This window comes from Sphingobacterium sp. 1.A.5 (assembly GCF_002734235.1).
Classification (GTDB): Bacteria; Bacteroidota; Bacteroidia; order Sphingobacteriales; family Sphingobacteriaceae; genus Sphingobacterium; species Sphingobacterium daejeonense.
This window is the reverse complement of record NZ_PEBA01000023.1, coordinates 110323-136146: the sequence shown is the minus strand read 5'-3', so window position 1 is coordinate 136146 and position 25824 is coordinate 110323. Positions and strand designations below refer to the sequence as shown.

At 37.7% G+C, this 25824-nt stretch carries 18 protein-coding genes; 12 read left to right on the top strand and 6 right to left on the bottom strand.

Annotated features, from left to right (window positions below; translation table 11 throughout):
- Window positions 1-64 precede the first annotated feature (64 nt).
- The 5 genes from CRT24_RS11055 (at window position 65) to CRT24_RS20670 (ending at window position 3359) form a co-directional block, all read left to right on the top strand.
- Window positions 65-1015 (top strand): glycosyltransferase family 2 protein, encoded by a 951-nt coding sequence (locus tag CRT24_RS11055; protein ID WP_099371297.1) that lies wholly within the window; start codon window positions 65-67, stop codon window positions 1013-1015.
- A gap of 1 nt (window position 1016) precedes the next feature.
- Complete coding sequence (locus CRT24_RS11050) at window positions 1017-2018, top strand: glycosyltransferase (RefSeq protein WP_099371296.1); 1002 nt, start codon at window positions 1017-1019, stop codon at window positions 2016-2018.
- A 49-nt stretch (window positions 2019-2067) separates the two neighbouring features.
- Complete coding sequence (locus CRT24_RS11045; protein ID WP_099371295.1) at window positions 2068-2340, top strand: hypothetical protein; 273 nt, start codon at window positions 2068-2070, stop codon at window positions 2338-2340.
- Window positions 2337-3101, top strand: a complete 765-nt coding sequence (locus CRT24_RS11040; protein ID WP_099371294.1) for an MBL fold metallo-hydrolase — start codon at window positions 2337-2339, stop codon at window positions 3099-3101. The genes CRT24_RS11045 and CRT24_RS11040 overlap by 4 nt, the downstream gene beginning before the upstream one ends.
- 105 nt (window positions 3102-3206) lie before the next feature.
- Window positions 3207-3359 (top strand): lmo0937 family membrane protein, encoded by a 153-nt coding sequence (locus CRT24_RS20670; protein ID WP_138090834.1) that lies wholly within the window; start codon window positions 3207-3209, stop codon window positions 3357-3359.
- On the opposite strand, the gene CRT24_RS11035 is transcribed toward CRT24_RS20670, so the two are convergent.
- Window positions 3343-4047: a 2-C-methyl-D-erythritol 4-phosphate cytidylyltransferase gene (locus tag CRT24_RS11035; protein WP_099371293.1), complete on the bottom strand. Its 705-nt coding sequence runs from the start codon at window positions 4045-4047 to the stop codon at window positions 3343-3345. The genes CRT24_RS20670 and CRT24_RS11035 overlap by 17 nt on opposite strands.
- A gap of 94 nt (window positions 4048-4141) precedes the next feature.
- Window positions 4142-5191, bottom strand: coding sequence for a tRNA preQ1(34) S-adenosylmethionine ribosyltransferase-isomerase QueA (gene queA, locus CRT24_RS11030; RefSeq protein WP_099371292.1), 1050 nt, complete (start codon window positions 5189-5191; stop codon window positions 4142-4144).
- A 270-nt stretch (window positions 5192-5461) separates the two neighbouring features.
- On the opposite strand from queA, the gene CRT24_RS11025 reads away from it, so the two are divergent.
- The 4 genes from CRT24_RS11025 to CRT24_RS11010 are packed head-to-tail and all read left to right on the top strand — an operon-like array spanning window position 5462 to window position 12547.
- Window positions 5462-7921 (top strand): glycoside hydrolase family 31 protein, encoded by a 2460-nt coding sequence (locus CRT24_RS11025; protein ID WP_099371291.1) that lies wholly within the window; start codon window positions 5462-5464, stop codon window positions 7919-7921.
- A gap of 21 nt (window positions 7922-7942) precedes the next feature.
- Window positions 7943-9862 (top strand): 1,4-alpha-glucan branching protein GlgB, encoded by a 1920-nt coding sequence (gene glgB, locus CRT24_RS11020; protein WP_099371290.1) that lies wholly within the window; start codon window positions 7943-7945, stop codon window positions 9860-9862.
- Complete coding sequence (locus CRT24_RS11015) at window positions 9859-11271, top strand: glycogen synthase (protein WP_099371289.1); 1413 nt, start codon at window positions 9859-9861, stop codon at window positions 11269-11271. The genes glgB and CRT24_RS11015 overlap by 4 nt, the downstream gene beginning before the upstream one ends.
- Before the next feature lie 4 nt (window positions 11272-11275).
- Entirely contained in the window at window positions 11276-12547 is a 1272-nt protein-coding gene (locus tag CRT24_RS11010) for a glucose-1-phosphate adenylyltransferase (RefSeq protein ID WP_099371288.1), read from the top strand.
- Between the two features lie 91 nt (window positions 12548-12638).
- On the opposite strand, the gene CRT24_RS11005 is transcribed toward CRT24_RS11010, so the two are convergent.
- From CRT24_RS11005 to CRT24_RS10990, 4 genes are all read right to left on the bottom strand, one after another.
- Window positions 12639-12839 carry a hypothetical protein gene (locus tag CRT24_RS11005; protein ID WP_099371287.1) on the bottom strand — a complete coding sequence of 67 codons (201 nt, stop codon included), beginning with the start codon at window positions 12837-12839 and terminating at the stop codon, window positions 12639-12641.
- 63 nt (window positions 12840-12902) lie between these two features.
- Complete coding sequence (locus CRT24_RS11000; protein WP_099371286.1) at window positions 12903-13541, bottom strand: response regulator transcription factor; 639 nt, start codon at window positions 13539-13541, stop codon at window positions 12903-12905.
- The gene (locus tag CRT24_RS10995; RefSeq protein ID WP_099371285.1) at window positions 13534-15798 is read right to left on the bottom strand and encodes an ATP-binding protein; all 2265 of its coding nucleotides are present in this window, start codon (window positions 15796-15798) and stop codon (window positions 13534-13536) included. Before CRT24_RS10995 ends, CRT24_RS11000 begins: the two co-directional genes overlap by 8 nt.
- Window positions 15799-15887: 89 nt before the next feature.
- On the bottom strand, window positions 15888-17258 hold the full coding sequence (locus CRT24_RS10990) for a WG repeat-containing protein (RefSeq protein ID WP_099371284.1): 1371 nt from the start codon (window positions 17256-17258) through the stop codon (window positions 15888-15890).
- 431 nt (window positions 17259-17689) lie between these two features.
- Here CRT24_RS10990 and CRT24_RS10985 point away from each other — a divergent pair, with 431 nt between their 5' ends.
- The 3 genes from CRT24_RS10985 to CRT24_RS10975 all read left to right on the top strand — a co-directional run bounded on the left by CRT24_RS10985 (window position 17690) and on the right by CRT24_RS10975 (window position 25823).
- Entirely contained in the window at window positions 17690-20788 is a 3099-nt protein-coding gene (locus CRT24_RS10985) for a TonB-dependent receptor (protein WP_099371283.1), read from the top strand.
- A gap of 8 nt (window positions 20789-20796) precedes the next feature.
- Window positions 20797-22473: a RagB/SusD family nutrient uptake outer membrane protein gene (locus CRT24_RS10980; RefSeq protein WP_180269117.1), complete on the top strand. Its 1677-nt coding sequence runs from the start codon at window positions 20797-20799 to the stop codon at window positions 22471-22473.
- Window positions 22474-22655: 182 nt separating this feature from the next.
- Entirely contained in the window at window positions 22656-25823 is a 3168-nt protein-coding gene (locus CRT24_RS10975; protein ID WP_099371282.1) for a DUF6493 family protein, read from the top strand.
- Window position 25824: the final 1 nt, after the last annotated feature.

Genomic DNA, 25824 nt, shown 5'->3' with positions numbered 1-25824 from the left:
TAAACGCTTAAGTTTAAATGATAAAGGTATCATCCAAAAATGATACCTTTGTTCTTTATTAATTATGGATATTTCAGTAGTAGTACCATTATATAACGAGGAAGAGTCACTTCCAGAGTTGACCGCTTGGATCAAGCGCGTCATGGATGCCCACAATTTCAGTTATGAGATCGTTTTGGTTGACGATGGCAGTAAGGATAAGTCATGGCAAGTTATTCAATCTTTGAAGGAGGGGGATGAGAATATCATTGGAATTCGTTTTCGCCGGAACTACGGCAAGTCAGCGGCGTTGAACGTTGGTTTTGCTGCGGCAGAAGGGGATGTGGTGATCACAATGGATGCCGACCTGCAAGACAGCCCAGACGAGATTCCTGAGCTCTACGACCGTATCAAGAACCAAGGGGCAGACCTTGTTTCAGGATGGAAGAAAAAACGTTATGATCCATTGACAAAGACCATTCCTACCAAACTGTTCAATTCGGTTACCAGGAGCATGTCAGGGATCGACAATTTACATGATTTTAATTGTGGCCTGAAAGCATACAAAAAAGATGTTGTAAAAAGTATCGAAGTGTATGGCGAGATGCACCGTTATATTCCGGTATTGGCTAAATGGGCAGGTTTCAGCAATATCCAAGAGCAGGTAGTACAGCACTATCCCCGTAAATATGGCACAACGAAATTTGGTCCTGGAAGATTTGTTAAAGGGTTTTTGGATCTGATGTCCATTTTCTTTGTGGGCAAATTTGCCAAAAGACCGATGCACTTCTTTGGCCCATTGGGAGTCATCAGCTTCTTACTGGGATTTATCATTACCATTTGGTTAATATGCGAGAAATTGATGAGCATTGCCAACGGTACCGTATATAGAAATGTGACCGATCAACCATTGTTCTTTTTAGCTTTGGTAGCCATAATCATCGGTTCTCAAATGTTTTTGACAGGATTTGTTGCAGAATTAGTTTCTAGAAACGGTACTGACCGAAACAAATATCACGTAGATCAGGTAATTTAATATGTTTTTTTCCGTAATCGTACCGCTCTATAACAGGCCAGTCGAGATCAAGGAAATGTTGACTTCGCTTTTGGACCAAACCTACAAAGATTTTGAGGTAATTATCGTAGAAGATGGATCCAAAAATAAAGCGGAACATATTGTAGATAAGTTTAAAGATAAACTTGATGTAAAGTATTACTTCAAAGAAAATGAAGGTCAAGGCTTCGCGAGGAATTACGGTTTTGAAAGAGCAAAAGGTGATTATTTCATAGTTTTTGATTCTGATATTATCGTTCCCAAGGATTATTTCTTAAAAGTAATCGACGGCATAAAGGAACATGGGTATGACGCCTTTGGAGGTCCTGATGCTGCACATGACTCTTTTACTGCTATTCAAAAAGCGATTAGCTATTCGATGACCAGTCCGTTTACGACGGGAGGAATTCGAGGAAACAAAAAGCATGTTGGTCAATTCCATCCTAGGAGTTTCAATTTGGGAATCTCGAGGGAAGTCTGGGAAAAAACAGGTGGTTTTAAGCTTTCCCGTAGATCTGAAGATATTGAGTTCAGTATCCGTATGATCAATTCAGGATTTAAGGTTGGCTTGATCCCAGATGCCTTTGTATATCATAAACGCAGAACAAGTTTCGGACAATTTTACAAACAGACCCATAATTTTGGGAAAGGCAGAATTGATATTTATTGCTTGTATCCCAAGGAATTAAAGCCTGTTCATGCTTTGCCGGCTATTTTTGTATTAGGTCTGATATTTTTATTGATGATCGATGTCATTAACCTATTGACCATGGATGAAATTTATTTCTTACATATATTAGGGCTGATAGGCAATACATTTTTGGCATTCTTTACTATCCTGTTGTTTTTACATGCTTTGGTGACAACAAAGAGTTTAAAGGTTGGGCTTTTGTCGGTTGTTGCAGCGTTTACTCAATTAATAGCTTATGGATCAGGGTTTTTGAGCCAATATGCACATAAGTTCATCACGAACAAAAGAGGATAAAGAATTGATAAAGTCGACCTGCTTTATTAAATTGTGAAGATAAGATTATATGATTTCATTAACACAGGGAAGTTTAGATAAATTAGAGGCGCTATTTGGCGATTTAGGATACAAGCTGAGATATGAAAAAGGATCATTTCGTACTGGCGCTTGTGTATTACAGGATTCGAAGGTCGTTGTTGTAAACAAATTCTCCACCGTCGATATGAAAGTCGTATCACTTCTTCAGATTTTGGAAACCATGGAGGTTGACGAGGATTTGATTCAAGAGAAACTGAAGCCATTTTATCAAAACATTAAAAAAACGAAGATTTCGATTTGAGAGTTACATTTTTAGGTACGGGAACTTCACAAGGTGTTCCGGTTATAGCCTGTCCTTGTCCGGTTTGTCATTCAGAAGATAAACGTGATAAACGTTTACGGTCTTCTATAATGATAGATTACAACGATCGTACGATTGTTGTGGACACAGGTCCAGACTTTCGGTACCAAATGCTGCGTCAGGATGTGAAGCGTCTGGATGCAGTTTTGATGACACACTCTCATAAAGATCATATAGCTGGATTGGATGATGTAAGAGCATTCAATTATCAACAGCAGCAATCTATACCTATATATTCAAATAAAGCTACACATGATGCATTAAGGAAGGAATTCTATTATGCATTTTCTGACTATAAATATCCTGGAGTTCCACAATTGGAGCTGGAGGAGATATTTGCGGGAGAACCCTTTGAGCTTTATGGCAAATCCATCCTTCCGATTGAGGTTATGCATTATAAGATGCCTGTACTCGGATTTCGAATAGATAATTTTGCGTACATCACTGATGCCAAAACTATATCTGAGGAGTCCTTTAAATTGCTGGAGGGTGTTGAGGTTTTGATTTTGAATGCGCTGCAGCGGGAACCACATATTTCACATCTTACTTTGGAGGAAGCGATTGAAGTTTCCAACAGAATTTCTCCCAAAAAGACCTTTCTAACACATATTTCTCATCGCTTTGGCAAGCATATAGATATCGAAAAGATGCTGCCAGAGGGAATTTTTGTCTCTCACGATCAATTAGTTATTGAAATTTGATAAAAAAAATTGTCTGTTCAAAACAATTTGTTCTCATAGTGTGTTTAACATATTGAAATCAAATTATTGAATAAACTATTTAAACAAAACACAAATTTTATTACTATGGGAAATATTTTGTATTTAATCGCAGTTATTCTTGTTATCATTTGGGCAATTAGCTTCTTTGGAGGTTATGCAACAGGAGGTATTATCCACATTTTATTGGTAATCGCCATCATTGTGGTATTATTGAGAATAATCAGAGGGAACGCTTAGATTTATTAAATAACAGTTGAGCAATGGCTAAATCTTCCTCATAGGTAATCTTCAGATTCTGTTGGTCACCAAGAAGGAGATAAAGGTTGTTGCTCAACTTTTCTACTACTGAGGCGTCATCTGTGAAATAACTTTCCTCTGTTTGCATATAAGCCTCAACCAACAGATTCCCCATAAACAATTGTGGAGTCTGTACCAACCATACGGACTGTCTGTCTACAGCATTACTATTTTCAGGTGTGCCGATACGTACTGAGTTTGTACTTTGGACCGCAGGTATGACTGCTGGTTTTTCCACTGTACAGGTATTAAATAGCTCATCTATCAAAACTGTACTAATCAAAGGTCTTGCCCCATCATGTACTGCCACTTTCACATCCTTCAAGCTTAGATTTTCTTTTTTGATTAACTCAAGGCCGTTTCTTACGCTCTGAAATCTTGTGTTGCCCCCAATAGCGATATAATGTTGGATTTCAAAATTGTATTCAGTACATAACTCTTTCCAGTATTGGAGCATGGATTCTGAGAGTACAAGAATTATTTGAGGTTTACTTGATGAATGGGCAAATTTCTCAATTGTGTGCATAAGGATAGGTTTGCTATCCAGCAATAAAAATTGTTTAGGGAGATTTCCTCCGATTCTGGATCCTGTTCCTGCAGCAACGATTATGGTGAAATTAGTAGACATTCCTGTATTTTGTGATTAGAAGGACAAATTAAATAAAATATAACAAAAAAACGCAGGCGTTTGGCCTGCGTTCAATATTTTAGATGTAATCAAATTAGATGATCAACATGGCATCACCATAGCTATAGAAGCGGTATTTTTCTTTTACGGCTACTTCATAAGCATTCATTACATTTTCATATCCTGCAAACGCAGCGATCATCACCAATAGTGTAGATTGCGGCGTGTGGAAGTTTGTGATCATCGAATTAGCGATGCTGAAATCGTAAGGAGGATAGATGAATTTTGACGTCCAGTCATTAGCTGCTTTCAAGTGATGGTCAGCAGATACTGAAGATTCGATCGCGCGCATAGATGTTGTTCCTACAGCACAGATTTTACGTTTGTTATCGATTCCTTTATTTACGATGCGAGCCGCTTCTTCAGAAATGATGAATTGTTCCGAATCCATTTTATGTTTGGTCAAGTCTTCCACTTCCACTGTACGGAAAGTTCCTAGACCAACGTGAAGGGTTACTTCAGCAAAATCTACACCTTTAAGTTCCAGGCGTTTCATCAATTCACGAGAGAAGTGAAGCCCAGCAGTTGGAGCTGCTACGGCACCTTCGTTTTTAGCATAGATTGTTTGGTAACGGAATTTATCTTCTGGAGTTGCTTTTCTCTTGATATATTTAGGTAGAGGAGTTTCTCCTAAGATTTCAATGTTCTTGCGGAATTCTTCGTCCGTACCATCAAAAAGGAAACGGATTGTACGGCCACGAGAAGTCGTGTTGTCAACTACTTCAGCTACCAATAAATCGTCATCTCCAAAATATAATTTATTTCCTACACGGATTTTACGTGCTGGATCAACCAATACATCCCAAAGACGTAATTCTTTGTTAAGTTCTCTTAACAAGAATACTTCGATAGTAGCACCTGTTTTCTCCTTGTTACCATACATTCTGGCAGGGAATACTTTGGTGTTGTTTAAGATCATTACATCTTTATCATCAAAATAATCTAGAACATCCTTGAAGATCTTGTGTTCGATTTTTCCGCTGTCGCGGTGTAAAACCATTAGACGAGATTCATCCCTTTGTTCTGAAGGTTCAGATGCTAGTAATGATTCAGGAAGATTAAAGTTGAATTGAGATAATTTCATGTTATTCTACTGATGTATTATATGCCCTCTAGCCTTACTGGGGCTAGATTTTAAAAAGGCTCACAAAATTACGAATTTTTAAGGTAATAATTGTGATTTTCTTGTTTTACAACATTATAATGATATTGGACGCTAATTTCTTGTAGCTCTAAGGGTACAATTTCTGTTATCCGGTAGTGAATTTATTTATTAACATTGGTTTTTATAAAATATATTGTAATTTAAAACAGACATTTACACTGTCTATTACCTATTTAGATTATTATTTTTATGGCAGATACAACAAAGAAGGAAGATTTCGCGAACGACTTATTACCTAACCCTGATACCTTAGAAGAAGGAATCCACCACGTAAACAACCCCGTTCTCGATTTACCAGATATAGAAAAACTTTATTTAACGGAAGTTAAAGGCTATACCCAAGACCGAAATGCGTTTTATTTTTCTGATGGACGCTCCAAAGTTGAGGTAAAAGTATATTCAGAAGATATTATTCGAGTTAGATTGGCACCAGAAGGATCTTTCTTGGTTGACTTTTCCTACGCAATCAGTTTTAAAGAAGACAATTATGTAAGCTACGAGCTGATAGAAGATGATGAATATTACAAATTAAAGACTAGCTCTGTTGTTTGTATGATTCGTAAATCAGATTTCAATATTGCTTTTGCGGATGCGGACGAAAAAGTCCTGAACAGGGATCATTCGCCCATGCACTGGGAGGAGAATGTAGATTTCGGAGGTTATTATGTTTATTGTACGAAACAAGCAGCTGCTGATGAAGCATTTTTCGGTTTAGGCGATAAAGCTACCAATTTGAACTTAAGAGGAAAAAGAGTAAAGAATTGGAATTCAGATACCTATTCATACGCTTTCAACCAAGACCCACTTTATAAGACAGTTCCGTTTTATATTGGAGTGACCGAAGGTCAGGCTTATGGAATTTTCTTTGACAATACTTTCAAAACTTATTTTGATTTTGCGGCCGAGCATCAGGATCAAACCAGTTTTTGGTCTGAGGGAGGTGAATTGCAATATTATTACATCCATGGTCCAAAGATGATGGATGTCGTAAAGCGCTATCATAAATTGACGGGTACACATTATATGCCACCGATGTGGGGGCTAGGCTATCATCAATGTCGCTGGAGTTATTATCCAGAGAATAAAGTCAGGGAAGTGGCTTATGAGTTCAGGAAGCGTGAGATTCCATGTGATGCGATCTATCTAGATATTGATTATATGGATGGTTACCGTTGTTTTACTTGGAACAAGCGTTATTTTCCAGATCCTAAGAAGATGATCTCTGATTTGAATGCTAATGGTTTCAAAACTGTTGTTATGATCGATCCGGGGATTAAGGTTGATGATAGTTATTGGGTTTTTAAGCAAGGCCAAGAGAACAATTATTTCTGCCGTAGGGGGGATGATTATTTCATGGAGGGTTTTGTTTGGCCAGGAAGATGTCAATTTCCAGATTTCACTAATCCTGAGGTTAGGTCATGGTGGGGTACTTTGTATAAAGGTTTGGTTGATGATGGTGTTGCAGGGTTTTGGAATGATATGAATGAGCCGGCAGTATTTGGCCGCGGTACTTTTCCAAATGATGTAAGGCATCAATTCGATGGTCATCGCGGATCGCACCGTAAAGCTCACAACATCTATGGTATGCAAATGGTTCGTGCAACCTATGATGGTCTTAAGAAATTATATAAAAACAAACGTCCATTTACAATTACTCGTGCTGCGTATTCTGGTACCCAGCGATATTCGTCGGTTTGGACTGGAGATAATATTGCTACCTGGGAGCACCTTCGGATAGGTACGCTACAATTGCAGCGGCTTTCTGTATCGGGTTTATCATTCTGTGGTACCGACATTGGAGGATTTACTGGTGAACCGGATGGCGAGTTATATACTCGTTGGATGCAATTTGGGGTGTTTTCTCCGTTTATGCGTGTTCACTCAGCCGGAGATACCCGCGATCGGGAACCATGGAGCTTTGGCCCAGAATGGGAAGCGATATGTAAGAAATTTATTGAGCTGAGATATAAATTGCTGCCCTATATTTATTCTACCTTCTGGTTACAGCATAAATATGGTGAACCTATTTTGCGGCCGATTGCTTTGATGGAGCAAGACAAGGAAAAGAATATGGTAAGGGAAGAAGAATTCGGTTTTGGAAATCAATTATTGGTTTCACCAGTTCTTCATCCTGGCCAACAAAATAAAATAGTGTATTTACCGGAAGGAAGTTGGTATTACTATTTTAACAATACATATTATGAAGGAGGTCAAGAGTATACCATTGATACGCCATTGGATGAGATGCCGTTTTTCGTACGCGGGGGTTCTATTATTCCTGAATATCCAATTATGCAATTTACAGGTGAGCGTAGAGTTGAATCCTTAAAGCTAAACCTATACTATGCTGAAGGTGAGCACGAATCAAACCTGTATTCAGATCACGGTGAAACATTTGCTTATGAGCAAGGTGTTTATGTAGAGAAACATTTCATTGCTAATTGCGATTCTAGTCAAGTCAGCATTATGCAAGGTGAAGATGGTATTTACACACCATATTATAATGACTTCAACCTTTATTTAATCGGTCTTCCGTTTGAGCCTAAGCAAATTACGGTTGATGGAGTAAAAGTTCAACTTCAAAAGGATGAAGAAGGTCAAAATTACATTAAACTAGAACGCGATTTCAAGAAAGTTAACATTCAATAAAACGCTAAAAACATATTATTTATGCCTCAACCAGTTGAAGTACACTCCTTATTGTCCGAATTTGACGTTTCATTATTCAAGTCTGGACGGCATTATAAGCTTTATGAGAAATTTGGTTCTCATGAGCTTCTTGTCAATGGGGTCAAAGGAGTATATTTTGCGGTTTGGGCACCAAACGCCCAGACGGTTTCTGTTGTAGGAAACTTCAATGGATGGAATCCACATTCCCACCATCTGCATGTCCGTTGGGATAGCAGTGGGATTTGGGAAGGGTTTATCCCAGGAATAGAGAATGGTGAAGTCTATAAATACCATATCCATTCTAACACTGGTGAGCATCTTGAGAAATCTGATCCTTTTGCACTTCATACGGAGATTCCACCGCGGACGGCATCAATTGTTGCTACGACCTGGTTTGCGTGGAATGATTCCGAGTGGATGTACAGTCGCAGAGAGCACAATGCATTGGACAGACCCATGTCGGTTTATGAGATGCATTTAGGTTCTTGGATGCGTGATCCCAAGGATCCAGATCGATTTTTGAGCTATGAAGAGATTGCCGCTAAAATGATACCATATATCCACGAAACTGGGTTTACTCATGTTGAGTTTATGCCCATCATGGAACATCCGTATTATCCATCATGGGGATACCAGATTACGGGGTATTATGCTGCAAGCTCAAGGTTCGGAGGTCCGCAGGATTTTATGAAGTTGGTTGAATTGCTGCATGAGAATCATATTGGTGTGATCTTGGATTGGGTTCCATCTCATTTCCCTGGGGATGCCCATGGTCTCTATAAATTTGATGGGACACATTTATATGAGCATGCAGACCCTAAAAAAGGCTTTCATCCCGATTGGCAGTCCTATATTTTTAATTATGGTCGAAATGAAGTTAAGTCCTTTCTGATCAGTAATGCGTTTTTTTGGTTAGACCGTTATCATATCGACGGATTAAGGGTTGATGCTGTTGCGTCCATGCTTTATCTGGATTATTCACGGAAGTTTGGCGAGTGGGAACCCAATGAGCTCGGTGGGAATGAGAATCTGGAAGCGGTGGCATTCTTAAAAGAATTTAATGAAGCGGTTTCGAAATATTTTCCTAATGTCCAGAGTATCGCTGAAGAATCTACCTCATGGTCAGGTGTTAGTCGTGCTACTTTCCATGGCGGATTGGGGTTTTCGGAAAAGTGGATGATGGGTTGGATGCATGACACGCTGTCCTATTTTAAGGAGGATCCTATCAATAGAGGATATCATCATGATAAGATGACTTTTGCTACGGTCTATGGATTTACGGAGAACTTTATGCTTCCCTTATCACATGATGAGGTTGTATATGGCAAACAGTCTTTGATATACAAGATGCCGGGTGACGAATGGCAGAAATTTGCCAATTTGAGATCCTTGTATTTATATATGTTCACTTTCATAGGTACTAAGCTTTTGTTTATGGGAGGTGAATTTGGTCAGACTTCTGAATGGAATGTCAATCAATCATTGGATTGGCATTTATTGCAGTATAAGCCACATTCAAGCATGAAGGATTTCGTGGGTGAACTGAATAAAGTTTATAAATCATATCCAGCATTATATGAGAAAGCTTTCAGTCCTGAGGGGTTCTTTTGGATTGAGCTTGGGGATCGCGACAACAGTATTTTTGCTTATTGCCGTAGAGGCCATGATCTGGAAAATGATTTGGTGGTGGTTTTGAATCTTACCCCAATAGTTCGTCATGGATTTAAGTTAGGTGTTCCGCATGATGGTCAATGGGAGTTGTTATTGAATTCCGATGATCCCAAATTCAATGGCAGTGGCGTAAAAGTGAAGAAAGTTGTTAAGTCAGAGAAAGAGCCATGGATGGGGCAGGAGCAGTCAATTGTGATTGATCTGCCACCATTGAGCGGTTTAATATTTAAAAGAAAACTAGGAAAATGAAAGTCATACATTTAAGCGTAGAATGTTTTCCTGTCGCTAAGGTTGGTGGATTGGCGGATGTTGTAGGAGCATTGCCAAAGTATCAAAGGGAATTAGGGGTCGATGCGTCGGTTATCATGCCTTTTTTTAACAGGAAATTCACTCAGGAAAATGAATTTGATGTTGTGGCCGTTGGAGAATTCTACCAAGGTTCTTCATTGCTGTCCTATGAACTGTTGAAAGAGCGGAATGATGTTTTGGGATTTCCATTGTACCTTGTTAAGATTCCTAATCTTCTGGATCGGGAGGAAATTTACAGTTACCAGGACGAAGCAGATCAATGGATCGCATTTCAACATGCGGTTTTACATTATATAAAAAACAACAACATTTCCCCAGATGTTCTTCATTGCCATGATCACCACGTTGGGTTAATTCCATTTTTAACGAAATGGAGCAATGATTTTCAATCATTGAAAAACGTGAAGACAGTTTTCACTGTTCATAATGGTCAGTACCAAGGATGGATGTCATGGAGTAAGGGTATTATTATTCCAGCCTTTGATACTTGGAAATGGGGTCTATTGGATTGGGACGGATTAATCAATCCATTAGCAACGGCCATCAAATGCTGCGATGCATATACAACGGTGTCTGAAGGATATTTAAAAGAATTATATGTTGAAGCGAATGGATTGCAAAATCTATTTTTTGACGAACGTGATAAATCAGTTGGTATTGTAAATGGAATTGATACTTCCTATTGGGATCCTGCTATTGACACCCTTATAGATCATCATTATAGCATTTTGAGCGTGGATGATGGTAAAGCAGATAATAAATTAAAATTCTGCAAGGAATTTGGTTTAGACCCGACGCTGCCATTGTTGAGTTACATAGGTCGTTTTGCGACAGAAAAAGGGGCTGATATTTTGCCTGAATTAATAGAAAATCTTTTGAAGCAAAGCTCAGGTAAAATAAGTATATTTATACTAGGCTCTGGAGATGCGGAGATACAGCAAAGAATTCAAGCGGTAGCAAGCAGTTACAATAAGGATTTAGCTGTTTTCTTTGGATATAATGAGCAATTGGCGCATCGTGTTTATGCGTCTTCAGATTTATTGATTATGCCTTCAAGGGTTGAGCCATGTGGGCTGAATCAACTGTACGCACTAAAATATGGTACCATTCCTGTTGTTCGTAAGATAGGTGGTTTGAAAGATACAGTTATTGATGTTGAGGAGGGAGGTTATGGATTCCTTTTCGACGATGTAGATGCCGAAGAAGCTGCTGGGACCGTTTCACGAGCCGTCAAATATTTAAGTTATGCTGACAATCTAACAAAAACTAGAGATACAGCAATGGCACTTGATTATTCATGGAACAAATCAGCAAAGAAATATATAGAGTTATATAACCAATTAGTTTAAAGATATGTCGCATAAAGTTGTTTCTATTGTATTAGGTGGGGGTCGAGGAACCCGCTTATTTCCGTTGACTGACCAACGTTCTAAGCCCGCAGTTCCAATTGCCGGGAAATACCGTTTGGTGGATATTCCGATATCAAATTGTCTTAACTCTGGCTACAACAAGATATTTGTACTGACACAATACAACTCTGCATCTTTGAACAAACACATCAAGAACTCTTACAACTTCAGTATTTTCAGTAAGGGTTTTGTGGATATTTTAGCTGCTGAGCAGACCAATGAGGGTGATCGTTGGTTTGAGGGTACTGCGGATGCTGTGAGAAGGACTCAAAAGAATTTGGTAAATGTGGATTATGACTATGTTCTAATCCTTTCTGGCGACCAGTTATATCAAATGGATTACTCTGCCATGGTTGATTTTCATGTCAAAAATGGTGGTGAGATCACGATTGGAACAATACCAGTGACCGCAAAAGAAGCTCCAGGTTTTGGTATTCTAAAATCTGACGAGAACAATAATGTGGTTTCATTTATTGAAAAACCTACCAAGGATCTATTGGCAGATTGGACCTCAGAAGTTCCTGAAGACCTAGAAAAACAAGGCCGCAATTACTTGGCATCGATGGGTATTTATGTATTCTCCAAAGGTGTTATGGCAAAGATGTTGGAAGAGAATAATGGAATGGACTTCGGTAAGGAAATTATTCCTGACGCTATTGGTTCTTCGAAGGTTTTAAGCTTTCCATTCGATAGTTATTGGACAGATATCGGTACTATTTCTTCTTTCTTTGAGGCAAATATTGGATTGACGGATGACATTCCCGAATTCAACTTGTTTGGAGAGACTGTGTATACACGTGCTCGGATGCTTCCGCCGTCCAAGGTTTCAGGTACAACATTGAACAATGCCATTATCTCTGATGGCTGTATCATTTTGGCGGAGAAAATTCAACGTTCTGTCATCGGGATTCGTTCCAGGATTGGGGAAGGAACAGTGATCAAGATGACCTATATGATGGGTTCTGATTATTATGAGGATCTCAATGAGGTTGTAGAACTGACTTCCTCACAAACTCCGCCACCAATTGGAGTCGGGGAAAGGTGCTATATCGAGAATGCCATCTTGGACAAAAATTGCCGAATAGGCAACGATGTCAGAATCAAAGGTGGCAAACAGCTGAAAGATGGTGATTTTCCGGAGTATACGATTTGCGATGGGATAATTGTCATCAAGAAAAATGCTGTGATCGAGCATGGAAGAACAATTGGTTTCTAAGAAATAAAATACAATAAAGGCCACTCATAAACTGGGTGGCCTTTTTTATTGCAAGAATGTTTTCCTGAATACCTTTGTAAAAATCAACACTTTATGATTGACCTTTTAATACAAATTCGTAAATCATATAAAAGATCGCCATAATAATAATGGCTATAATAATTACTCTAGGGATGTTGATTGCTGCTGGTTCATCATCCTTTTCTTTAATTACTGTTTCAGGTACTTTTGTTGGGTCAACATCCTCTGCATTATTGATTTTGTTTCCTTTTTCGTCTTCCTTTTCTTGCATTTTATACCTCCATTGTTACTTTTAATAAACACTTCGGAATAATAAAAGTTTGGTTTGGAGTTTTTAGCTTGTTATTTCTCGAATCAAGCCATAATCATAGGCCATTTTAATAGCAGAGCTCAAGTTGGAGGTCCTGAATTTTTCAATCAGATTTTTCCTATGACTTTCCACTGTGTGCGGGCTTATAAATAGTTTTTCTGCAATCTGATTGGTTGTTAATCCCATTGCTGCAACTGCTAGAATTTCTTTTTCTCTTCGAGTTAGTTTAGGAACGCTTTTGAGTTCGATAGAATTCTTTTTATCAACGATCAGTTGGGTTTGCTTACATCTGAATTTATTGCCTTTTAGAATTTCTTGTATTCCCAATAGTATTTCTGTAACTGATGCATTTTTTTGAATATATCCATGAGCACCCTCTTGAAATGCACTGTTTATTACTGCATATTCATTGTGTACACTTAAAATAATAATCTTTAGTTCGGGATTATTTTTAAGTAAAGGAGCAATCAATTCAAGGCCATTGGCATCTGATAAATTTATATCCAGAAGCAAAACTTCAATTTTAGTGTTATTCAAAGCATTTCTCAATGCTTCTGCAGTAGGATAGCAACCAACAATATTCAAGAAAGTTTCTTGGGCCAGAATGTTTTTTAAACCTTCTGAAAGAAGGGGATGGTCATCAGTTATTGCTATGTTAATCATGGTTAATTGATTTTGGGATAAATATGTCAAAGCTACTTCCTTGCCCCAATTCTGATTGTACTTGAAGGTTGCCTTTAAGGAAGTCCACTCTTGATTGAATATTGAAAAGTCCTGCTGTTTTGTTGTTTTTTATCATACTGTTATCAAAGCCTATTCCATCATCTTCTACCGTGATATGGTATTGTTTTTCCTCTTCTACTATTTGAATGATAATTTGAGAAGGATTTGCGTGTTTAATGGCATTGTTAACCAACTCTTGTATTATTCTATAAATGATAAGTTGCTGTTCGTTATTAAGTTTGTTTTCATAATGTAGGAACTGAACATCCACTTCAAGTTCTTGGTTTGACATTCTGGCAGCGTAGTCCTTCAGTGCTTCCAAGAGTCCATATTTTTCAAGAAGGTCAGGAGTAAGGTTATGGGCCACTCGTCTCAATTCGTCCACTGCCATGTCGAGGTGTTTGATACCTTTATCCATTTTAAGCTGAAAGTCTTTGTTTTCCGGTTCTCCTGCAAGTGAGAGTTGGAGCTTGGTTCCGGACAATAATCCTCCCAAACCATCATGCAGGTCACGTGCTATTCTTGATCTTTCCTGTTCTTGGCCATCAAGGAGAGCCGTTAGCATATTGATTTTGGTGTTTTGTCTTTCTTGTTCTAGAGCTAGTTGGTGTAAGTTTTCTCGTTGAAGCATATGCTTTGATCTTTGGCGGTAGGCATATAAAAGCAATGCAAGCAAGGAGCCCACAGCTAAAATTAGCGCAATATAATATTTGTTAATTTTATCTTTAAATAAGATTTCCTTTTGATAGGTACTGATTTGTTGAGCTTTATTTTGATCCTCCAGTTTCGACAATTTCAATTCTTGGTCCTTTTTTTCTGAGGTTAGTTTGGACAGTGTTAGTTCTTGTGCTTGGTTTTCCTGTGCCAATCTCAGGTTTTCCAAGTCCTGTTTTTGTTGGATACCCAATGCCTGCATGAGTTTAATCTGTTGCTCTTTTTGTTCTGCCTCGATCTGAAGGTTGTTCAGCTGTTGATCCTGTTTGCCTTTTTCATATTGAGCTTCTAAGCGTTTACTCGTACTGAGTTTTTCCTGATCATAAATGCTGGTAAAAATATTTGCATATTCTTTGTAGAATTTTAATGCTTCCTCATTATTACCTTCTTGCTCGCTGATATGAGAAAGGCTGAGGTAAATATTCATCAACACCTGTTGATCTTGAACTTGGCTTTTATTTATTTCAAATAATGATGAAAGGAGATGTTCTTTTGCTTTATTCGTTTTTCCATCTTCCAATGCAATTTCAGACAGGATGCCATGAGATGATGCCACCAGATTAAATTGTTTTGTTTCCTTTGCTTTTAATCGAGCCATCTCAGCATATCTAATGGCCTTGTCCCTGTATTCTTTTGGATAGAATTTATAATAAAGATGGGCAAGGTTATTGGCAACATACGCCAAATTGGATGGGATTGGCATAGACCCCATATTATCTTGATAAATTTTCAGCGCTTTCAAATAAGAATTCTCCGCCAGATTTCTGTATTTAGTATCTTCCGGTGAGTCCAAGAATTTTTGTTCATACATATAACCTAAAGACATGTAAGAATCAAAAATGGTCATTGGGTCGTCCTGTTTGATTGCTAAATTCAAGGCCAATTTGCTGTACTTTTCCTGCAGCTCAAATTCGTTCCAATTGGCATAAATGGATGTTAATTCTTTGTAGACATTGGCTTTTCTGCTTATCAATGTATTGGATTGTTTGGCTTGGTCAAGGTAGCTCAATGCTATCATAAATTGTTTTACAGCTTCACTTTCCTGTTGTTCACGTGCTAATATCCAGCCATAGCCGTAATAAACATAACCTTTAGTTTCAATGTCCCTGCTGCGGTCGACTAATGCTTTTGCTTTTAAAATAGATAACCTTGAATTCAATTTATCATCAGCAATCAATTGATTGATTGCGAGAATTGTGTTCAGGTAAGCTCCATATTTTGTTTCTGAAAGTTTGTTGGTAAATACTAGGTCCTTTTTGATCAGTTCAAACGCTTCGTTTTCTCGTTGATTGAAAAACAGTGCTTGAGCAAGTTTTCCAGTAGTAAATACTTTCTCAGGATCGCCGGGTTTGAATTGTCGATATTCTTCTTCGAGTTTTGAAAGAAGATCTTGTGCGTAAATGTCCGAATGATTTAGGGTCAACAAGAAAAACGAGAATAATAAGGACCAGAGATATTTTTGTTTTTCTATTATTTTTATCATTCTTAAATCATTTATTTAACCCCCAAAATTAAGCAAACAGAGCCTAAATTAATAGGCACTGTTTTTAAATTCAAGGGTAGTTGCTCATATTATTCGATATCTACTTTTTCACCTTTGATATTGATGAAAATCATTTCACCATCTTTGGTTTCTACGGATGCGTGTCCATCATCAAAATTAGTGGCAGCCGTGAATTGTATAGGAATCACTACTTTTCCAAAATTGTCAATAAATCCATAATAATCTCCCTTTTGAACCAAATGGACAGGGTCGGTTTCAGAAAGGGCAATTAGGTCGTAATCGTCGCTAACCGGATTATTGGTTTTGATATTATATAGGTTATAATGATCCTCATCTGTGGTCACAAACACTTCATCGTTAAATTCCATAATTAAGGGGTAGGTGATAGGGATGATCAATTTTCCATTTTTATCTACAATACCATATTTTTCATCTTTATTTACTGAAACATAGCCTTTGTTCATATGACTGACCATATCATATTCTGCGTTAATTATTGGCTGGTCTGTTGCAGAGAGGATTCCATATTTTTCTCCTATACCATAAATATATTGTTGATTGATCTCATCATAAGAAAGGAAGTCATATTTAAATGGGATTTTTATGTTTCCATTCTTATCCATTGATCCAAAATTTCCTTCTGCATCAATTACGGTAGTAATTCCACCTTTAAAATAATCAAAGTATCCATACTCTGCTTTCGTTATCTGCCTATCGCTTTCATCTTTTAAGCCAAGGAAAGTTTCAGATTCGTCATAATATAAAAACCTGTCCTCATCAATTTGCGTATCTGCAACAATGGCGGAATCTTCGGCCTCCTCATCTTCTGTTTCCATTTCAAATTCAGTATAGGTTTCAGGTATTTCAAAGAAGTTCGTCGGAACATTTTCTTGATTGACATCAACTGCCTTAAATCCATTTTTGCCAATCATAACTTCTAAAGCTGCACCGGGAATATTTTTCAAGAATGAAAATTGGCCCCAATAAAGGACAGGGATTTTATCGGTATACCAGATTTTGATCATATTATTTTCATCATCTAATTCCGGATCTATCTTCACAATTGCTAATTTGCACGGATAGCCTGCTATATTCTTGGTTTCATTCGAAAGTTCAAACGGTAAATTTTCATTTTCTGAATTATAAGCATCATTGTTTTCCTCTTCTAAAATGTGATATTCTTCAGAAGGAGCAAAGAGGAGGAAAGATTTATTATTTGTTTTATTTAGGATCTGAGCGCCGTTATCTTCGTCATTGGTCACGACCTTATTGAAAGAATCGTTTACCCATGCTCTGAGATTAAAATTGCTGGAATTTTTATCCAACGTTTGACCTTCTGCAATTGATAAATAATCAATTTTATATACTTTCAATGATTGTGCTTGTGAGGTTAGGGTGCATCCCGCTAACAATAATATCGTATTCAATATTCTTTTCATCCTTGTAATAATTATTACACAAAAATCGAAAGATTTCTGATTGAAAACATCCCTGATAACAGCTAATTTTTACTTCGAAGATCCCTGCTTAAAAAGAAAGGTTTTTTAAGCAAATAGGAGGAGGTCATGGTTTCAAATAAATTAATAGTTGTGACATGTTGATTGTAACAGTTTTGATTTAATTGATGTTTTTTATCCAATTAATCTGTTTAGTTGGAATTTATAAGATATTATAAGTCAATTGTATAAATTACATTAATATAAAACAAACAATTACTTAACATTAAATTAATATAGAGTTCCTGTTTAAAAACCTTTATAAACATAAAATTCTGTTATTTTTGGCCGATAACTTTTTAGAAATTATTATACGTTACTAAACTTTTTACATCTAATTTTTCCTACTCTATCAGGAGAAAAAACAATCAATCATGAAGAAGAATTACGCTTTTCTATCCATTTTGATGGGATTGAGTTTATGTTCATGGGCAGATTCAAGGCCGGCTTTTTTATCAGAGAATTTAGGTCTCAAGCATTCTGTCTATAAGCAAGAAACTATCCGAGGATTAGTCCAAAGCTCTACTGGTGAGTCTATCGCTGGAGCATCTATTAGAAATCTCAGTACCGGCAGTACAGTTCAATCTGATGCCGAAGGAAGGTTTGAAATTGCGGGTCAGGTTGGCCAACAATTGCGGATTTCCATTATTGGTTATGAAACTCAAACATTATCGATCAGTTCGTCTACGATGAATGTTCAACTGACTGCGAGCGATGAGGCCTTGGAAGAGGTTGTTGTTGTCGGTTATGGCACCCAGAAGAAGGTGAATTTGACCGGAGCAGTTGCTACGTTAGTGGGCGAGGAGCTTGAAAGCAGGCCAATTGCGAATATTGGTCAGGGATTGCAAGGTCAATTGCCAGGATTGACAATCAAGAACAATAATACAGGTCCGGGTGACTCCGCCCCTCAAATCCGTATACGCGGTATTGGAACATGGGGAGACGCTAATCCATTGGTCGTAATTGATGGGATTCCGGGTGGAAATATGAACATCCTGAATCCGGATGATATCGAGAACATTTCCGTTCTAAAGGATGCTGCTTCATCGTCTATTTATGGTGTCCGTGGTGCCAACGGAGTTATTTTAGTAACTACCAAAAAAGGAAAATCTGGAGCTCCAAGCCTGAATTTCAGCAGCTATTATGGATGGCAAACTCCTACAGCGCTGCCTAAATTCCTGGGTTCTGTTGATTACATGATTCTGCAGAATGAAGCAAATGAGAATGCAGGCCAAGGTCCGACTTATTCTGAGGAACAAATTGAGATTGCCAGAAATGGATCTGATCCTAATTATTTTGCCAATACCAATTGGATCGATGAGGTTTATAAGAAAAGTGCTCCTCAACAGAACTACAACCTGAGTTTGCAGGGTGGATCTGACAAAACTAGTTATTACGCATCCTATGGATACTTGGGAGAAGGTGGTTTGGTTATCGGTGATAACTTTAAAGCAGGCCGTCACAATGCAAGGCTAAGAATGAGTACTGAGATTTTGGACCGTGTTCAATTAGATGGTAATCTGGGATATGTTGACCGCGGAACTTATGGTTCTGCCTCTGGTAATGATCCATTATCAATGGCTACTTCCATACGTCCTTTGGTACCTGTTCATTTCACGAATGGAAGTTGGGGCTATCATGGTGGGCAGAGCAATCCAGTAGCTATAGCAACCGATGGTGGTACAAATAACTTTACTTCACAAGAGATCACTGCGAACATTTCTGCTACCATCAATCTGATGAAAGGATTGGACTTGCGTGGACAATATGGCTTGGTGAAATATAATTCGAAGAGAAATAGGTTACTGAAGACCATTAATTATTATAGTCCTGATGATGATAAATTAATTTATCAATCGAACTTCCCGAACAGTATCCGCATGGACCACTATTCACAGACTTATCAGACATTTGTTGGAACGGCAACTTATAGGACTTCTATTTTAGATAAACATAATATCACAGGTCTATTAGGGTATTCATTGGAGGAAACTGTAGGAGCAGATTTTTGGGCATCTCGCCAGAATCTACCTGTTCAAGATCTTGAATCATTGGCAGTAGGTACAGAAAATCAATTAAACAATAGTTCAAGTACACAGAATGCATTGATGTCCTTCTTTGGGCGTTTGAATTATGATTATCAGAGTAAGTATCTTCTTGAAGGAAACTTCCGTTATGATGGGTCATCCCGATTCCATCCTGATGTTCGTTGGAACTGGTTTGGTTCATTTTCTGCTGGTTGGGTTTTCTCAGAGGAAGCATTTTTCCAAGACTTGAAGAGCTTCTGGAATTTTGCAAAACTTAGAGGTTCATTCGGTACGCAAGGTAATGATAAAGTAGGCCGTGATTTCCCTTATATGGCAACTCTTGCATCTGTTCAGATTACTAGCAACAACCCTATAGGAGATGAAGGTCAAGTTGGATTTAGGCAGACCTTTATCCCTAATAGATTTATTACTTGGGAATCGTCCGAAAAAACGAATATCGGTTTAGATTTAGCTTTCCTGAACAGCAGATTGAGCGTAACAGGAGAGTACTTTATCAATAACACCAAATCAATTATCCTTAATCCGCCTTTGCCAGATGTAATCGGGGTTGGTACTGGTTATCCAGCGCAAAACTCAGGTGAAGTTCAGAACAAGGGTTGGGAAGTTGTTGTAGGGTGGAAAGATAAAGTTGGTGAATTAAGCTATTCAGCAAACTTCAACCTATCGGATGTCAAGAACAAGATTACAAAACTGGAGAATTATGCTACCAATCTCGGCGATAAGGTTCGTCTAGAAGGATATCCATTGGATGCTTTTTATGGTTTTGAAGCAGATAGGATTGCGCAAGAGAGTGATTTTACTGTGGTAGACGGTAAGTATGTTCCAAACTTCCCATTTCAGAAGGGTGATTTAGTTGCTCCTGGAGATTTGATATATGTACCACAAGATCCTGATGCAACAGCTATCACAGCATTGAATGACCGTGTTATTTTAGGGAGTGATATCCCACGTTATACTTATGGTTTTAGGGGAGATCTAGCCTACAAAGGTTTTGATTTCAGTTTCTTTCTACAGGGCGTAGGCAAGGCAGATGGATACTTAGGTGGTTCAGCACGTCATCCATTTATAAACAACAGTGCTATGCCTCAAGAAATCCACTTGGATCGTTGGACTCCAGAAAACACTGATGCTTCGTACCCAAGATTGGTTTACATGCGTACGCACAATACACGTTTGTCTTCCCAATGGATTGAAGACGCATCTTACCTGAGATTGAAGAATATCCAATTGGGTTACACTTTCCCAACCGATTGGATGGAAAAAGTAAGGGTTTCTAAAATGCGAATATTTGTTTCTGCGGACAACTTATTCACGAAAACGAATTTCTTTTACGGTTATGATCCGGAAATCCCATCAGGAAATACAGGGAACTTCTATCCACAAGTTAAGACCTATGTTGTAGGTATCAATTTTAACCTTAAATAGTTTTAGACATGAAATTATCATTCAATAAAATAAGTAAGATCAAGATTGCCATTTTTATGATGGGCATTGGTACTTTGAGCAGCTGCAGTGATTTCTTGGATCGCGTTCCAGAGGATGAGATCGTTGATGAAACTTACTGGCAGACTCAGGAACAGCTAGAAATGGCGGTTACTGGGATTTACTCGAGGGTAAAGGCTAAGAATATCGTCGATATGGAAAACATGGGTGAGAATACCATGTGGCCAACGACGACAGAATACAAAGATATTGGATCTGGGGTTTTTCCAGTTACCCAACCCACAGTTGACAATGAATGGCGCAATATGTACCGTGATATCCGGGAGTCGAATGCCTTCTTGGCGAATTATGAGCGTGCTCAAGAAACCGAACCAGGTGCAAATGCACGATTAGCCGCAGAAGTCAGGGTCATCCGTGCGCTTGGGTACAGCTTTCTGACTTCCTTTTACGGAGATATTCCTTTGGTATTGGTTCCTTTGGATCCCGATGATCCTCAATTATATGAGGGTAGAAATTCTCAAAAAGAAGTTGTTGACTTTCTTTTAAAGGAGTTGGATGAGGCTGCGGCAATTTTGCCAGAGAAAATTCCTTCGGGCAAGGATTTGGGTCGTGTAAGCAAGGGGACAGCCTTGGCTCTGAAAGCTAGAATTGCTTTGGCTTATGGCCGTTATGATGTGGCTGAAAAGGCTGCTAAGGACGTAATGGATATGGGCGTATATAAATTGTACAGCAACGGCGATCCAAAAACAGCATATTACGATTTATTTACCCGCAATGGCAAATTGGCATTAGGAAACAATAAGGAAACATTGTTTGCCCGTTTACATAAAATGGATGTCATTATGCACAACTTGAGCAGGGAGATTCAAGTTCCAGATCAATTTGCTCGTTTCGTTCCAACAAAATCTCTAGTAGATTCTTATCTATGTATTGATGGGTTACCGATTGAGAAGTCTCCATTGTATAAAGATGCTACTTATGAGGATGTTTTCAAGAACAGGGATCCAAGGATGACTCAGACGATCCTTACGCCAGGTGATAAATGGGGTGGCCGTTATGATGGAAGACCAGTTTCTGAGAATGCCGATCCAAGTATTTTTATGGTTCCGAAATTCACTCAGGATGGTCGAGGCTCTGTTACTACTACAGGTTATTATTACAAGAAATATGTAGACCTTTCTGCTGTTCCAAATTACAATCGTGATGATAATGATATCCATCATATCCGTTATGCTGAAGTTTTGTTGACTTATGCAGAAGCAAGGATGGAACAAGGGAAATTAACGCAAGATGATTTAGACAAAACTATTAACCTATTGCGTGACCGTGTTGGGATGAAACACATGGAGTTAAGTTTCTTGGCACAAAATGGCATGGATGTACGCACAGAAATCCGTCGTGAGCGAAGGGTAGAGTTGGTTTTGGAAGGACAACGTTATTTTGATGTTAGAAGATGGAAAGAAGGAGACCGCCTTGGTAAGGACATCGAAGGGGTGAAAGCTTCTTGGTTTCCTTCATTGGCAGGTTCTGCTTACAGAAAAAATGCTCAGGGCTTTTTGGTGGTTCAATGGAACCGCGCATTCGAAAGTCCTAAGAATTATTTGTGGCCAGTTCCACAAACCCAAATTGACAGAAATCCAAACTTAGGACAAAATCCAGGCTGGTAATTTTTATAGGATTTTTTGGAAAGGGCTGTTCATTCGGACAGCCCTTTTTATTGATTATATGACTCAAATTCCTATCGGAATTTTATAATTCGACCATATAACTTTTGATTTTTCTTATTTAACTTCTAAAGATTAAATTCATTATTCTTTAATTTTAGGTATGTATTATTAAACGGATAGTTATGTTTACACACCTTGAATATATTGACGGTAGTTCAGATAAGTTTTGGGAAATCAGTACGAATGGTAAAAGTCATACAGTCACCTATGGTAAAAACGGAACCTCAGGTCAAAGTAAAACAAAGGAGTTTGATTCAGAGGAGGAATGTGAAAAGGATGCCAAGAAATTAATCAATGAGAAAATAAAGAAAGGTTATTCCGAGGATGGAACATCTGGTTCAAAAGAATCTGATAGTAGAATTTCGAAATCTGGGAAGGCTATGTCCAAGAAGGAAGAAGAAGCGGAGGTTTCGAGAAGAGTTAAAGAACTGATCTATTCTCAGAAACGAGAGTTGGTCATTCCGTTTTTAAAAGAGTTTTCAGATGACCATGAACTATTAATCCGTAAAGAAGTTAAGGTTGCTGCAAAATATTGGTTACCAATTATAGATTTGAGCGATGATCCTGAATATGCTTCCGATAATCCATATGCACAGTATGGCAGGAGAGGGAATAAAAACCATCAAATGATCATTAACTTATTATCATTAGCAACTTTCAATCTTACTGAAGCTACAAGAGCGCCCGACCTTTGGATGTTATTCAATGAACGTGATTTGGATTTTGATAATTTCAAGCCATTGATTTGGGAGATAATTCAGCTGAAAAAACCTAATTGGTTATTGGAATATTTTAGGAATGAAATACGGATACATCAACCCATTGGCTTAGGATATTGGAGTCTCAGAGAAATGGAAGACTTAGGTTACATCAGGTATGATGCCGAAATCCTTACTCATAGTCTACCTGATTATAGTTATACCAAGGACAAGTCGGAAAAAAACTCGCAAATAAAAAAATTTATAGATGATAAAATTGCAATAGAAAGAGATTTAAATGGAGTGTTTGAATACGAAACTCCTCTTCACACGAATTATTATATTATTGACTCCCAAACAGCACCTAAAGTAGAATATTTCTGGCTTGAAATGTTTAAGGAACTCAAAGCTCATAATAAGATTGATATCGATCAAATTCTCGACTTAGCATTAGAAACGCAGACTAAGAATTGGAATAATAATTTAAAAGCATTGTTCAGGACCATTATCGATGATATGGATTTGAAAACTGACCAAATTCTTAAGCATCAAGAATCATTCTTTCCCTTATTGCATTCAGAAAATTCCACGCCTATAAATTATGCAATTAAATATTTGAAAGTTATCATTCATGAAAAGGATTTTAAGCTAGAGGAATTTCTGAATTGGGTAGAGCCGGTTTTTATGCGTAATGATCTGAAGACAGGGGTCAAGACCCTCATTTCACAGTTTGAAAAATTGTTGAAAACAGATTCTAAATTAAAAGGTAGGATTATTCATTTAGTTTCAGATATTTTTATGATACAGGATTTGCAGTTGCAGGAAAAAGCGGCAAAATTTATCTTGAAATATGGTGACTTAAATGATGATGAACTTTCGAATAAGCTAGAGCTGTATAGCTCTTCAATGCTAGGGACAATTTCTAAAGAATTGAAGGGATTTCTTCCTGAAAAATCTGAGGAAATAAATATTAGTTTAGATGATGGAACAGAAGTGACAGAAACTGGATATGAATATTCTCCGATGTATCCGGACTTTCTTACAGATCCAATTGAAATGCCTGAAAATTGGAATGATGTGCTTTTTCATATTGGCAAGGTACTTAAATCTGATGATCCGCTGGAAATGGAAATCCTGTATAGCGCCTGGCTACAGCATATGGATTCATTTCCGGATGATCATAAAAAGCAAATCGCAACTTATGTCAAGCAGGCTAATGCGAGATATGTAGAAACATATTGTGTAAATAATTTTAGGATTTTCCTTTCTTTTTTAGAATCTCAGGTTCAAGTATATAGCAAGTTTATCACTGAAACCAAGTATTTTCTAGCGAAAAGTAATTATGCAGATATCACTGGTAATTTAAGCGTGATCGCCCAAAGTTATATTTTAGGTGCTGTCGGCTTGCCGCTGTTATCCTTACCTACCCACTATCCTCATTGGATAGATCCACAAGTTTTGGTTGAAAGAATATTGAAATATGAAAAGCAAAAGGCAACGATTTACCAAATGGATTTGGCTATAGCACTAAATAGAGTAGTTCCTGAGAATCTGGAAGGAATTGAGGAAAAAATTGAATTAATTAGTAGCCGATTCTATAGGGACTTGATAAAATATGCCATCGGCTTAACGGATAACACTGAATTAAAAAACAAACCGTGGCTTGATAAACATACCCCTGTTGACAAAAATTTTGAGCTCTATCATCTGTCTCTTTGGGCAAATATTGCACGTTCGAGATTTCCAGATGCTGAGTTTAAAGAGTTTGAAAATCGCTCCATTTCAAAAATTCCATTTTTTACAAAACCATTTAGGCCAGAATTTAAATTGGAACCCAAAATTGAAAAAATATATAACTACTACACTCATACCACAGTACCTCAACAGATTGGAACTGATATAAAAGCCGCATTTCCATCTGAACAGCCTAATTCTGATTGTTTTATCTATGGATTAGACGTATTTCAGACCAAACAAAATAATGTATATTGGACTTCGTTTATAGATGCAAGCGATATAAAATTCATGCATTCTATTATGCCATTAAATACTGAACCTTTAGAATTGGTTCTCTTGATTAATGTGAATGGGGTATCTACTTGGAATAATTCTGCCACTGGTAAATTCACTGAGAGAATGCTTAGCCCTCACTATAGGATGAGTTATAATTCTGCGATTTTCATTGCTACATGTATGTACGATAAATCTAAACCGGGTCGGGCAATGATGGTGGAACTTTTTATCCAGGCGATTTTAGAAAATAGAATGCCAGTTAAGGAAATCGGGGAATGGTTGGGTTTCCTGATCAGCAATAATTATGGCCCTCTCAATAGAGTAACTGATATTTTGGGACAGGTGAAAGATGTGAGTTCTAAGCATAATCAAGCACTGATCCAGCTATTGACCACTTTAATTAATAAGGTCGATATTGCTGATAAAATGCCAAATGGTTTTAAAAAAATCTTGGAAATACTTTTTGACCTTCAGCAAAAAGAAGGTTATCATTTAAATTCAACTGAAATAGAAGCACTTTCAAAGTTGAATAGTATAAAATCTTTACAGCCTATAATCAATAAAATCTTAAAACCATAAT

Coding starts and splice junctions, on each gene's coding strand:
- CRT24_RS11055 (WP_099371297.1), top strand. CDS start 65: ATGGATATTTCAGTAGTAGTACCATTATATAACGAGGAAGAGTCACTT.
- CRT24_RS11050 (WP_099371296.1), top strand. CDS start 1,017: ATGTTTTTTTCCGTAATCGTACCGCTCTATAACAGGCCAGTCGAGATC.
- CRT24_RS11045 (WP_099371295.1), top strand. CDS start 2,068: ATGATTTCATTAACACAGGGAAGTTTAGATAAATTAGAGGCGCTATTT.
- CRT24_RS20670 (WP_138090834.1), top strand. CDS start 3,207: ATGGGAAATATTTTGTATTTAATCGCAGTTATTCTTGTTATCATTTGG.
- CRT24_RS11035 (WP_099371293.1), bottom strand. CDS start 4,047: ATGTCTACTAATTTCACCATAATCGTTGCTGCAGGAACAGGATCCAGA.
- queA (WP_099371292.1), bottom strand. CDS start 5,191: ATGAAATTATCTCAATTCAACTTTAATCTTCCTGAATCATTACTAGCA.
- CRT24_RS11025 (WP_099371291.1), top strand. CDS start 5,462: ATGGCAGATACAACAAAGAAGGAAGATTTCGCGAACGACTTATTACCT.
- glgB (WP_099371290.1), top strand. CDS start 7,943: ATGCCTCAACCAGTTGAAGTACACTCCTTATTGTCCGAATTTGACGTT.
- CRT24_RS11015 (WP_099371289.1), top strand. CDS start 9,859: ATGAAAGTCATACATTTAAGCGTAGAATGTTTTCCTGTCGCTAAGGTT.
- CRT24_RS11010 (WP_099371288.1), top strand. CDS start 11,276: ATGTCGCATAAAGTTGTTTCTATTGTATTAGGTGGGGGTCGAGGAACC.
- CRT24_RS11005 (WP_099371287.1), bottom strand. CDS start 12,839: ATGCAAGAAAAGGAAGACGAAAAAGGAAACAAAATCAATAATGCAGAG.
- CRT24_RS11000 (WP_099371286.1), bottom strand. CDS start 13,541: ATGATTAACATAGCAATAACTGATGACCATCCCCTTCTTTCAGAAGGT.
- CRT24_RS10995 (WP_099371285.1), bottom strand. CDS start 15,798: ATGATAAAAATAATAGAAAAACAAAAATATCTCTGGTCCTTATTATTC.
- CRT24_RS10990 (WP_099371284.1), bottom strand. CDS start 17,258: ATGAAAAGAATATTGAATACGATATTATTGTTAGCGGGATGCACCCTA.
- CRT24_RS10985 (WP_099371283.1), top strand. CDS start 17,690: ATGAAGAAGAATTACGCTTTTCTATCCATTTTGATGGGATTGAGTTTA.
- CRT24_RS10980 (WP_180269117.1), top strand. CDS start 20,797: ATGAAATTATCATTCAATAAAATAAGTAAGATCAAGATTGCCATTTTT.
- CRT24_RS10975 (WP_099371282.1), top strand. CDS start 22,656: ATGTTTACACACCTTGAATATATTGACGGTAGTTCAGATAAGTTTTGG.